8 protein-coding genes and 1 pseudogene are annotated in these 12844 nt (G+C 42.8%); 3 read left to right on the top strand and 6 right to left on the bottom strand.

Annotated elements, in window-relative coordinates:
• Window positions 1-48: 48 nt before the first annotated feature.
• The 6 genes from ACQKC9_RS01680 to ACQKC9_RS01655 all read right to left on the bottom strand — a co-directional run bounded on the left by ACQKC9_RS01680 (window position 49) and on the right by ACQKC9_RS01655 (window position 7858).
• Window positions 49-690, bottom strand: coding sequence for an ATP-binding cassette domain-containing protein (locus ACQKC9_RS01680; protein WP_427620258.1), 642 nt, complete (start codon window positions 688-690; stop codon window positions 49-51).
• A gap of 79 nt (window positions 691-769) precedes the next feature.
• Window positions 770-2533, bottom strand: coding sequence for an ABC transporter permease (locus ACQKC9_RS01675; RefSeq protein ID WP_427620257.1), 1764 nt, complete (start codon window positions 2531-2533; stop codon window positions 770-772).
• The gene (locus ACQKC9_RS01670; RefSeq protein ID WP_427620256.1) at window positions 2530-3828 is read right to left on the bottom strand and encodes an ABC transporter substrate-binding protein; all 1299 of its coding nucleotides are present in this window, start codon (window positions 3826-3828) and stop codon (window positions 2530-2532) included. Before ACQKC9_RS01670 ends, ACQKC9_RS01675 begins: the two co-directional genes overlap by 4 nt.
• 196 nt (window positions 3829-4024) lie before the next feature.
• Window positions 4025-6178 carry an FAD-dependent oxidoreductase gene (locus ACQKC9_RS01665; protein ID WP_427620255.1) on the bottom strand — a complete coding sequence of 718 codons (2154 nt, stop codon included), beginning with the start codon at window positions 6176-6178 and terminating at the stop codon, window positions 4025-4027.
• Between the two features lie 286 nt (window positions 6179-6464).
• Entirely contained in the window at window positions 6465-6869 is a 405-nt protein-coding gene (locus tag ACQKC9_RS01660) for a hypothetical protein (protein ID WP_427620254.1), read from the bottom strand.
• A gap of 455 nt (window positions 6870-7324) precedes the next feature.
• The gene (locus ACQKC9_RS01655; RefSeq protein WP_290176714.1) at window positions 7325-7858 is read right to left on the bottom strand and encodes a DUF2058 domain-containing protein; all 534 of its coding nucleotides are present in this window, start codon (window positions 7856-7858) and stop codon (window positions 7325-7327) included.
• A 419-nt stretch (window positions 7859-8277) separates the two neighbouring features.
• Between ACQKC9_RS01655 and ACQKC9_RS01650 the strand changes: the two genes are divergently transcribed.
• The 3 genes and pseudogenes from ACQKC9_RS01650 to ACQKC9_RS01640 form a co-directional block, all read left to right on the top strand.
• Window positions 8278-9141, top strand: coding sequence for a universal stress protein (locus tag ACQKC9_RS01650; RefSeq protein WP_057760594.1), 864 nt, complete (start codon window positions 8278-8280; stop codon window positions 9139-9141).
• A 92-nt stretch (window positions 9142-9233) separates the two neighbouring features.
• On the top strand, window positions 9234-9917 hold the full coding sequence (locus tag ACQKC9_RS01645; protein ID WP_427620253.1) for a cupin domain-containing protein: 684 nt from the start codon (window positions 9234-9236) through the stop codon (window positions 9915-9917).
• Window positions 9918-10970: 1053 nt separating this feature from the next.
• Window positions 10971-12844 (top strand): annotated as a pseudogene (locus ACQKC9_RS01640) (hypothetical protein); the annotation flags it as partial.

The raw sequence follows: 12844 nt of genomic DNA, 5'->3' as shown, positions 1-12844 counted from the left end.
TACTTTGATTGGGTATTTAGCGTTAATATTTGGCTTTGATACTCGAAACTATCGTCCTACCTGAACAACCTTACCGTTAGCTGCTTCAGCATCGCTTTGGTCGTGCGTGACCATAATAGCAGGCAACTTATGAGTACGAATCTGATCAAATACCAATTGCCGTGTATCCATCCTTAATTGAGTATCAAGTTTGCTAAAGGGCTCATCAAGTAGTATTGCTTTGGGCTCACTCAGTAGCGTTCGTAGTAGGGCGACACGCGCTTGTTGACCACCTGATAGGTTATCAGGATGACGATCTCCCATCCCTTCTAAGCCTACTTGAGCTAACGCCTGTATTATCTTTTCAACTCGCTGCTTTTTATTGCTTTTGTTGTTTTTGGGCATGGCAAAAGCAATATTGCCCGCGACTGATAGGTGCGAAAACAGCAGTGCATCTTGATACAGCACACCAATACGGCGCAAATGTGCTGGCAGGTGAGTCACGTTTTCATCGTTCAACCAGACAGTACCAGACGCGGTAAAATCGCTCGCCAAAGTGCCTGTCAGCCAGTTTAGTAGACTGGACTTACCACTACCAGAAGGCCCCATCACGGTTAGGATGTCACCACCAGCAATGTCTTCATTGATACTCAATAATTGCTCGTTTTGACGAAACAGTTGTAAGTCTTTTATCTGTAAAGATGATGGCATCAGGAACCCTTTGGTTGCGTTTTTTAAGACTGATTATTTTAATGTTTGATAACGTTTGCTTTCGTTTATGACCAGCCTGCTATCGAGTGCCACTTCTAAAAAAGTATTTGGGTAGCATCCAAGCCAATATAAAACCGATGAGCGGTAGCGCCATTTGCATAATTGCGTAGACAGCACTGGTACGCCTACTGGCACCATTTGCCAGTGTCACTGCTTCCGTCGTAATAGTGGCAATACGTCCGCCACCTGCCAATAGAGTTGGCAAGTACTGACCAAAGCTGATTGCTAGACCGAGTGCTATAGCAATCAAAATAGGGGCAAATAACTGCGGCAGTTTTATCTGAAAAAACACTTTAATGGGTGCAGCGCCAAGGCTGGCGGCCACATGAGCAAAACGAGGATCTAAGCGTCGATAGCTACTGGCCAGTGATAAAAACACGTACGGCAGCACGAATAAAAGATGCGCAAATGTCACATTAAAAAATGCTGACTGATGATTGGCCAACTGCTGTAACCATACCAAGCCAAACAGAAACGCAATACTTGGCACCAAGAGCGGTAAGTAAATAATAAAGCTGGTGAAGTGTGATAGTGGCTTAGCACTCAGTTGCTCAGCTTCCAAGCATAACAAAGTCAGAAAAACAGCAAAGGCAGTACTGACGGCACCAATGCTGAGCGTATTGACCAGTGGTGTGCTCATTTGGGTAAAGGCACTTTGAAAGTGTAATAGCACGAACTGCTCTGGCAGCATCGACGGAAACCGCCAAAATCCTGCAAATGCCCACAGTACGAGCCCAGCGAGCGACAATATTATAAAACCAATCACGCCTACGGTAAGAGTAGCAGTGATTTTTTGCCAGATAGCGTCTGCATAATGACGCTTGCCATTGATTGACGAAACACTAAACATGGCTTTGATAGCTTTTTCGCCGCCCAGCCAAAAGCCAACTAAACCTGCTGTCAGTACAAGTTGTAATAATGCCCCTGCTGATGCTTTGATACGTAGGGTAAGATCGACATCGTTGAACCATTGTATGATAGAGACAGCAAGCGTTGGCGGTGTATTAGGACCTAATATCAATGGCATCTCGACACTCGCACTGGCATAGGCAAGCACTGCTAAAATCGGCAAACGTAGAAAAGGATATAACAGAGGCAAGACCGCCTTAAAAAAAGCAGTAATCGGGTAATAACCTAAATTGAGCGCAACGGTATATTGCTGACGCAGTTTTTTGCCAAGCTCAGGTTGAGCCAGCGCGCCTAAGGCCATTAATAACAGAAAAGGCAGCTCTTTTAAGGTTAAACCCAAGATGATGCTGATACCGTATGGATCATGGGGAAACATACCATCGGGTGCCATCTCCCAACCAGTTAGCCAAGGAGATATGAGCCGTGCAAACATGCCTGAAGGTGCAATCAAAAATCCAACGGCAATGGCTGCAGCTGCATGAGGAATGACCAAGATGGGGCTTAATAAATGCTCAATACGCTGCAACCAAACACTGTTAAAAAACGCGGCCAATATCATCAGGGCAATGACAAAAGCAAGTAGGGTGCTGATAAGTCCCGTAGCGAGACTTAATGCAGCCATCTGCGTGATGCCAGGCGTTTGCCACAGGTCTGTAAATCCTTGCAGATTCAGAGTCGTTTTCTCTAAAGCAGGCACCCAGCTCAGAGCAGGCAACAGTACACAAATGAGGCCACAGAGTACGGGTAATATTAATATAAGAATTAAGAGTTTAGGACTAAAAGACACGATACGCGTAAACAGGTCTTTTTTCTCGAGCGTAATAGGTCTAGGGCTATCACCTTTCTTCGCTATTTTATCAAAACCTTGGCTCATGGACTTACCCCATAACGTACTTGCCAGCCTTGCTGGATGGCTTCTACCCAACTTGGATGTGGTTCACTTACTGTACGCTTGACACTGTCAAAGAGCAGGGCGCTTGGATGAGGCTGTTTGGTTTTGAATAATGCTTGTTGTGCAGGACTAAGCGTAGATTGGACCAGTACGGTTTTATCACCCCATACCGAAGGGGTTTGTTTTTTGGCTTGTGCATCCGGACTCATCAGAAAGTTGGCTACTAATTGCGCGGCTTGAGGATGGCTAGCATTATAAGGAATGGCAACAAAATGGGTATTGCTTAAGCTGCCATCACTCATCGCATAGCTGCGAATGCTTTCGGGTAAGTCGTAACGCTGTACGGCCGCAGGAACCTCTGGTGCCGAAAAGGTAAACGCGAGACTCAGCTCCGTATCATCGACCAAGCGCCGCATCTGCGCACCTGTCTGTACAAACTGCTCGCCATTACGCCATAAGGTTGGATGAAAGTCATCCAAAAACGCCCATAGTGGATCTAATACGAGCACGGTGTTTTCTTTGGTGGCAGGCAAGTTGAGCTGTGCGCTAATGTTCTTACCCATTTGAGCGTCTTGTTGCTCATGCAGCATAACTAAGACGTATTTTAAGAAACTCATACCCAAAAAGTCAGGCGGTTTGGGGTAGCTAAAACGGCCAGGGTTTTGTGCTGTCCAAGTGGTCAGTTCAGTTAGCGTTGTTGGCGGTTTACTGGTCGACAAGCTGTCATAATAGAACGTCAGAGAGGCTTGTCCCCACGGTGCTTCCATGCCGTTGGTCGGCACACCAAAGTCGAAATTTACGGTTGGATTATTCTCTGGGTCCGTCAGCGCAAAATTGGGCAGTTTATTGGCCCATTGTTTGAGTAATAACGAGTTTTCACTCATGGTGGCAAAGTTAGCACCATTAATCCAGACCAAATCGACACTACCTTGATCATCATTATGGGCAGACTTTTCTGCTAGTACCCGACTGACTGCTTCGCTGGTGTCGCTCAATTTGACATGAACTAAGTTGATATTATATTTATCATCGACTTGATCAGCGACCCATTGTAGATAAGCGTTAATCTGTGGGTCACCGCCCCATGCATAGAAATAAACGTCTTGATTGCTACCTTGGGCTTCTATCTGCTGCCAAGGTGATAAGTCTTGGTTAATATTGGCAGTAGTTGGCGATGCTGTGCTTGCTGATATACCAATACAAATGCTCATCACCATAGCGTAGGTGCTATATCGCGTAAGACGTTTGAGCATCGGTAAAGCGGTAATAACGCGCATTCAAGTTTCCGTTATGATTTAAATGTTAGTAAAGCTGGTAAAGATTTCATAGCCTGCCATGTCAAACCAAACAGATATCACAAAATCTAAACCAGCTTTATTGGAGTCTTTTAACACTTTGCTACCAATCGCGTCATTTAATGACGTTGATCAGCAAACTGTCCTTAATTAACTGATATTAACTAACCATCATTAACTAACCGCGACGCCAAGTATGGTATTTTTCTAGCCAACTCAATACGGTCTCAGGGGCGTGAGCACGTTTCCACTCACCAGCGGCGTATTTGTTGCCTTCAGCCCAAGTAGGGTAGCTATGAATAGTACCCAATATTTTATTAAGACCCAGACCATGTTTCATGGCCAGTACAAACTCAGCGATTAGGTCGCCTGCATGTTCAGACACTACCGTCACACCCAATATTTTGTCTTTACCTTTTGGCGTAATGACTTTGATAAAGCCTTTAGCTGCGCTATCTGTAATGGCACGATCTAACTCTTCAAACTCAAAACGAGTAATCTCGTAATCGATGCCTTTATCAATGGCTTCTTGCTCGTTAATACCAACACGAGCGACTTCTGGGTCGATAAATGTAACCCAAGGAATCACACGATAATCTACTTTAAACTTTTTCAGATTGCCAAATAAACCATTCACTGCTGCATACCAACCCTGATGGGCAGCGACATGAGTAAACTGGTATGGGCCAACGATATCGCCTGCGGCAAAAATATTGGGATATAACGTCTCGAGATATTCGTTGGTCACGATCGTACGATTGGTTTCGATACCTAGCGCCTCTAAACCATAACCTTCAAGGCGTGCGCTACGACCAACGGCACAAAGAAGCTCATCATACTCGATATCGATTTCTGTTTCATTGTGTTTGACGATAATGTATTTTTTGCCATCACGCATCTCGCAGCGCATTGCTTGATGTGAGGTCAAAATATTAACACCGCTATCAGTGAGCGACTGATGAGCAAAGGTAGACACTTCAAGGTCTTCTTTACCCATAATGCGATCGCTCATCTCAATTTGCATCACATTAGAACCCAGTCGAGCAAAGCTTTGCGCAAGCTCGCTACCGATTGGACCACCGCCTAGTACTACTAGTTTTTTCGGAGCTTCTTCTAGCTCAGCAAACTTAGTCCATAGCGTGTCACTGGTTACGTAACCTGTTTCTTCTATACCTGGCAGAGGTGGTACAAATGGGCGAGCGCCAGTGGCAATGACAATGGTACGTGCTGTTAGGGTCTGCATGCCGCCGTCATTTAGCTGGATTTCTACTGTCCAAGGATCGATCAATTTGGCATAGCCTTTGACCACATCGACGCCCAGATTGGTATAACGTTCAACGCTATCGTGCGGTGCGATATCAGCCACGACTTGCTGTACGCGTGCCATCACTTTTTTGAATGAAAACTGCGGTACAGTGTTCTCTAGACCGTAGTTTTCTCCATGACGAATTTGATCAGCGATTTTTGCGCTCTTAATGATAGCCTTACTAGGTACACAGCCATAATTGAGACAATCACCGCCCATTTCACCTGCTTCAATCAGTGTGACTTTTGCCTTTACCGCTGCGGCAATGTAGCTTGTAACCAATCCGCCAGCGCCTGCGCCAATCACAATCATATTGCGATCGAACTTTTTAGGTTTGGTATGGTTTTTATAAACACGGCGTTTTTTAAACATGTTCAACACTCCTTTTGCTATTAATGGGAAGAAACCTAATAACGCAAACGAGACAATTAAGTTGAAAGATAAAATACCCGATAAGCTGTCTATCTGTGCCAGCTGTGTCCCTGCATTGACAAAGACAAACGTCCCAGCCAGCATACCGATTTGACTGACCCAGTAGTAAGTCCATGTTTTAATAGACGTCACGCCCATCAATAGGTTAATTAAAAAGAATGGAAATATGGGTACCAGACGTAAGGTAAATAAATAAAATCCACCTTCTTTTTCAACGCCTGCATCAATAGCTGCCAACCGCTCAGGAAAGCGCTGTTTGATGGTATCACGCAGTAAATATCGCGATGCCAAGAAGGCAATGGTAGCACCAATACTCGATGCAAATGAAGCAACGAGTAAGCCCTGAACCAAACCAAATAGCGCACCAGCGGCTAGCGTCAAAATCGCAGCGCCAGGTAAGGAGAGGGCAGTAACGACGACATATAGTAAGAAAAACCCACCGATAATCAATAGCGGTGACTGCGCTTTGTATTCATTAAATTGCGCCATCGACCCTTTTAAGCCATCAAGCGTCAATAATTGATTTAGGTCAAAATAAAAAAAGCTTGCCGCTAATATCAATATTAATAGTATTAAAAATATTCTTTTAATCATGGAGAATCCGGCCAAATAAGGGAGCAAAGGCTAAAATCGTAGTTATTACTACAAACTGTAGAATACTCATCGTCTGAATAACTATACTTAAGTGACTATATTTAAGTGACTATATTTAAGTGACTATATTTAAGTGACTATAGTTGAGTAACGTGGCGATCAAATCGAATCATCTAAATCGCCTAACTACGATAAAAAATTTAAGTCGGCAGTCTTAATAGTATATAAATTATATCTTGCTGTCTGATATTTATACTACTTAAACAATAAGCACAGCCGCTAACATTTATACTGGAGACGTATTTTTACCCAATGTTAGGGTGTCATAGTCTCTCATTAAGAACAGTGCCAAACAGGCTGCCAGCATTGGCCATGCAGCAAAAAACAACAAGTTATCAAAAGGCGTTAGGTAAAGACCAAAGGAGGTAAAAGTAGAAGCGGCATGTAGTAATAAGATGATGCCGTATGTCCACTTTTTGAATAAACCCATGACAAACGAGAAGATAAGAATGATTTGTAAGCTACCAATCAGGTAAACAATGGTGATGCCTAAGTTTTCTAAAGCGTAGAATTTAGCGAACACATTGGCGGCATGTTCAGGATTTACGAATTTGTCGAGTGTCCAGAAGAAGAATACGATGAAAACACCAAGGCGAAGAAACAATAGTGAGAGTGGCAAATGTTTTGGCATGGATTATCTCTTTTTGAGAAAAAGTAAAAGTGAATTGGAACAAATTAAGCAAATAAAACGGGCACGATGGCACCGAACTATCAGGTAACAAACACAGGTAAAATATGAACAATGTTGAGTGATTACTCAAAAATAAACAAAGTATTACCACAAAATGTACTAAAAACGCATTGTAGTGGTTATTGAATAACTGTTCAAGTTGATTATATCCATGTTCTGGCAATTAGAGCGCTAGGTTACTTTCTTTAACCAAACCAGCAATGTTAGGTTAAAGAAGCCCGATTTGTGTACGTTTGATTGAGTCTGTCGACACATTTAACGTTTATTTTGCGCTATAAAAATTTGCCTAACTTGTATAAATGTAAAAAGCCCTTTATAGAACATAAATTCTATAAAGGGCTTTTGAGGGTATGCTTATAACACTATAGTAAAGGCAACAGCAGTAGAATAATTCCTTACCACATCAAGTCATCTGGAATCACATAAGCGGCATATGGATCGTCTTCTGCCAATGCTTCCTCAGCAGTATCATTTGACACAACCATAAAGCCTTCCATTTTTGAATCAATACGATCAGCCAATGGACGAGGCAATAGTGCGTAGCCTTCTTCCAAGCGTGCGATGACTACGTGACCGGCCACGATTTGATCGTACAGTTTCTGAGTAATAGCGATTTTCTTTACTTTGGACTCATCGACAAACTGATAGCTAACCTCACCTTCTGTCTCAGTAATCTGATGCTGCTTAATCATTTGGACGATATTGGCCTTTAATGCTTTCTCTTCCAATACGCGCTGTTTTTCTTGATTAAGCTTTTGATCCTTTTCTAGCTTTTGGGCTTGTGCCTCTGCTAATGCTTTTTTTGCTTCGACGCTCTCTGAATCACCAGTACGCTTGGCATGTTGCGTTTGCTTGCTGATCTTCTTGGCCTTTTTGCTATCAACCAAGCCAGCCTTTAATAATTGAGCCTGTAGGGCATTTTTTGCCATAATCCAATCACCTAAATAACGATACCGAAATCATAAATGCTAAAAAATACATTGTAGCAAACTTTGCTAGCGCATGTGGTCAGACGATGATAAGACTTTATATATAGCTAGATATCAGTCTGCGATGAACCATGCACAAGGCTGTCAGTAACAAATTACAATTATTGCAAAAGGGTTGCACACATTGCTGGATGAAGCCGTTTAAATTGGTTATTATCAAATGAAGGGGTAAATTTACTTAATAAGATAATTTTTAAAAGATAACTATCATCAGGTAAATGAAATATACCCTAGTCAGAGTACATAAGCCAAAGAGTATAAGTTAAAGATTATAAGTCAGAGAACATAAACCAAAGAGCATAGCTTGGTCAGAACTAACAAGCTGTATAGGATTAAATAATTAAATTTAAGGACAGATTATGACAACATCACAGCACATTTTGGCCTGTATTGACGGCTCAGCAGTGACTGAATCAGTTTGTGACTATGCAGCGTGGTATGCCAGTAAATTAAACGTACCTGTTGGGTTGTTGCACGTCAGTGACATACCGGCATCGACCAGACGAGATTTATCAGGTGCTATAGGCATCAATAGCCGTCAGTTTTTATTAGAAGAGTTGTCCCAATTGGATGAGCAAAGAGCAAAAGTCGTCAACAGCTATAGTAATGCATTGGTACAAGATGCAAAAAGCCACATTCAAAGCAGTTTCGCTGATGTCAATGTTCGCGTTTATCAACGCCACGGCAAATTGCTTCCTAGTATTGAGCATTTTAAAGAAGAAAATCGTGCGATTGTGATGGGACGACGCGGAGAAGATCATAAGAACAGTCGGATTAATATTGGTAGTCAAATCGAGACGGTCGCTCGTGGGTCAGATATTCCTATATTGATTTGCTCAGAGAAATTTGAAGAGCCAAGCTCGTATATGATTGCCTTTGATGGTAGCAAAACTTCTATTAAAGCGGCACGAATGGTGTCAAAAAGTCCACTATTAAAAGGTCTAAAAGGCCATATCGTGATGGTAGGCAATCATAACGATGCCGCCAAGCAAAGTATGAGCGCCGCCGCCGCACAGTTAGAAGATGCTGGGTTTGTCGTTGAAGCACATCATTTATCTGCTTCTGATGCGGTGGACGGATTGTTAAAGTTTCAGGTAGAGAACAATGTCGACATTATGGTGGTGGGTGCGTACGGACATTCGAAATGGCAGCAACTGTTTCTCGGAAGTACAACGACAGAAATTATCGCTAGCACGTTATCGCCGGTCATTCTAGTGCGGTAATAACGTCATATATTTGTGTTTATCGTCTAGGGCGTGTCCTCAGTTTTATATTGTGGGTACGCCCTAATCATTTAATACTTTCGGACTACTTTATGCTAATTAATGCAGATTTTTCACAACGTGCTTTACTGGCCCCCGAAGCACATCAATGGATTAAGTCACCACAAAATGGTGTAGAGCGTGTCATGCTTGATCGTGTGGGCGCGGAGAAGGCTCGCGCTACCAGTCTTGTGCGTTACGCGCCAAACTCTTACTTTCCGCATCATATGCATCTAGGCGGCGAAGAGATATTGGTATTATCAGGCACTTTTTCTGCAGATGACACCCATTATCCAGCAGGTTGGTATCTACGTAATCCACCGTCTTCAGGTCATCGGCCTTATAGTGACGAAGGTGCTGTCATTTTTGTCAAGTTACGGCAAATGTCGTCTGACGAAACGCAGTACGTAGCTATCGACACTTATAAAGATGCTAATTGGCAGCAACAAGGCAACCGTACTATCTGCCCGCTTTTTTCCGATGGGATAGAGCACGTCAGTCTACAGCGTATCGATGCAGGAGAGTTGCTATTCACTGAGACAGTTCATGACGGTGCAGAAATATTAGTTGTAGCAGGCGAGCTAATAGAGGGTGAACAGGTATATCAGCAGGATAGTTGGATACGCCTACCGATAGATACAAATGTACAAATAAAAGCAGGGGTAGAGGGCGCAACCATATACCTAAAAACTGGCCATCTTAACCATGTCATCGGTTTAGACATTGAAGAAACTTAAATAGCACTTATTAATTGTATAGACAAAATATAAAAATAATTTGGTACTTCTAATTCTTAATTATGACGTACCAAATTATCACTTCATAAAATTAATGTATTATAAGCAATACTCACTTTTGTGTGAGCCTCATCAGAAAAAGATACCAAGTATCATCTTTTTTCATCTACCTTCAAAAAATAACAACCTTCCAAGTATCTTCTTATAGAAAATTAGCCTAAGCGATTAAATAAAGTGATTTTAAACAGCGCTTTTGGCTAGTCTTATCTTTTTACCATCAGAAACTCTATTTATTTTTATAAGAAATGAGAATGACTACTATTGATTGATTTACTATCTAATCCTTAAAAAATATTAATCTATAAAAAATTTATTATGGTTACTTTCTCTTTATCGAACCTACTCGTTATCTATTATGTTAACTACTGAAACGTACCTATATAGGTTGGTTCAGGAATTATGTCCCTTCTAAAAAACAAATTGTATTTGTAAAATCGAATATTGTTTACAATTTGATAAAGAAACTATGTTGACCTATAAACCTAGCGTATTATTATAAAAGTAACAACACAAAATATATCCGAAGCTTGCTATGAAACGCATATAAGCAATTCATGACAAGGATTGAATATTTACAAAATATAATAATAAGTAACAAAAGTTCTATAAACTATTTATAAATTGGATATTTGTTGATAGAATGCGTCGCTAAGAAAAATTGATGTTTCTCTTACGTTACTATCATTAGTTAAAAAATATTTTGTTTTTATATTCGTTTTTTAGAATATAAATAATTTGTTAAGTTATTTTAAATAATAAAATATAAAGTAAAGTTTTTTTAATGAAAGGTTTTTAAAGCACTGTTAGAAAGCTGGCGGTTTAGTCAGGATTTAGTTAATTTTATATATAATTATATCTTTATAAGTGTAGTTATCCAAAGTTCTTTGAAAAAATGATTTAGAGGTATTTTCATTATCGCCTTATGGAATATTAATATCTTATCGAACAGCTGTGTTTATATTTAGTCAAAATTAGTCAATCAAGGACGGTCTTATGAATACTATAATTGTGAAAATCAATAATAAAGTTGAGACAATCGCTGAGCATACAGTGGTCTTGAAAAATGAAACGCCTACAGTAATTAAAGCTGTTAATAGGACTAATTACGAGCTGCTTGATACAACTGTTAATCGTGCACCAAATAATGTTATTACTAAAAGAGTAGATAACAGCCTTCATATTTCTTTTGAAAATGATGGACAGGGCCCAGACCTTATTATTGAGGGGTTTTATGATAATGCAGATAATGCATTAATAGGTATTGCTGAAGATGGTAACTATTACTACTATCTTCCTGATACAGGCGAAGTGACAGACTATGTCACTGAACTACAAATAGGTGAGGCACAAAGTCAATCATTAGGCGGAGATCCACAAATAAGTCCTTGGTGGGTTGGGGCCACAGAAGCTGAAGGTTTTGCAGCTCTACCATGGTTGTTGGGTCTAGCAGGTGCTGGTATTGCAGGTGCTGCTTTCTCAAGCAGTGGTGATGATAGTGATGCAGATGCAGATGCAGATGCAGATGCAGATGCAGATGCAGATGCCGATGCTGATGCTGATGCTGACGCCGATGCTGATGCTGATGCCGATGCTGATGCTGATGCTGACGCCGATGCTGATGCTGATGCTGATGCTGACGCCGATGCTGATGCTGATGCTGATGCTGATGCTGATGCTGACGCCGATGCTGATGCTGATGCTGATGCTGATGCTGACGCCGATGCTGATGCTGATGCTGATGCTGATGCCGATGCCGATGCTGATGCCGATGCTGATGCTGATGCTGATGCTGATGCTGATGCTGATGCCGATGCTGATGCCGATGCTGATGCTGATGCTGATGCTGATGCTGATGCTGATGCTGATGCCGATGCTGATGCCGATGCAGACGCTGATGCTGACGCCGATGCCGATGCCGATGCTGATGCTGATGCTGATGCTGACGCCGATGCAGACGCCGATGCTGACGCCGATGCTGACGCCGATGCTGACGCCGATGCCGATGCTGATGCTGATGCTGATGCTGATGCTGATGCTGATGCAGACGCCGATGCAGACGCCGATGCAGACGCCGACGCCGATGCCGATGCCGATGCCGACGCCGATGCCGATGCCGATGCCGACGCCGATGCCGATGCTGATGCTGACGCCGATGCTGATGCCGATGCCGACGCCGACGCTGATGCCGACGCTGATGCCGATGCTGATGCTGATGCTGACGCCGATGCTGATGCCGATGCTGATGCCGATGCTGATGCTGACGCCGATGCTGATGCTGATGCTGATGCTGATGCCGATGCTGATGCTGATGCCGATGCTGATGCTGATGCTGATGCCGATGCTGATGCCGATGCTGATGCCGATGCCGATGCCGATGCTGATGCCGATGCCGATGCTGATGCCGATGCTGATGCCGATGCTGATGCTGATGCTGATGCTGATGCTGATGCTCCTGAGATAGATGCAGTCACAGGCGATGACATCATCAATGCGATTGAAGCAGGTGCTGGATTTAATGTGACCGGCACTGGTACCGCAGGTGACATCATCACCTTAACCAATGAAGCAGGTATTCAGATTGGCGATCCTGTGACCGTCGATGGTGATGGCAACTGGAGTGTGGCAGTTGATGCCGATGACGTGGCGGCCATGGGCGAAGGGGATGAAACCCTAACCGCCACTGCCACGGACGCCGCTGGTAATCTACCAAGCGCCAGCAGCACAGTTGACATTGTCGTAGACACCATTGCACCGACAGAGCCCGTCATCAATGCAGTCACAGGCGATGACATCATCAATGCGATTGAAGCAGGTGCTGGATTTAATGTGACCGGCACTGGTACCGCAGGTGACATCATCACCTTAAC

The sequence above is a fragment of the Psychrobacter sp. NPDC078409 genome (genome assembly GCF_050268505.1).
Lineage (GTDB): Bacteria > Pseudomonadota > Gammaproteobacteria > Pseudomonadales > Moraxellaceae > Psychrobacter.
This window is presented reverse-complemented; position numbering and strand designations above follow the sequence as displayed.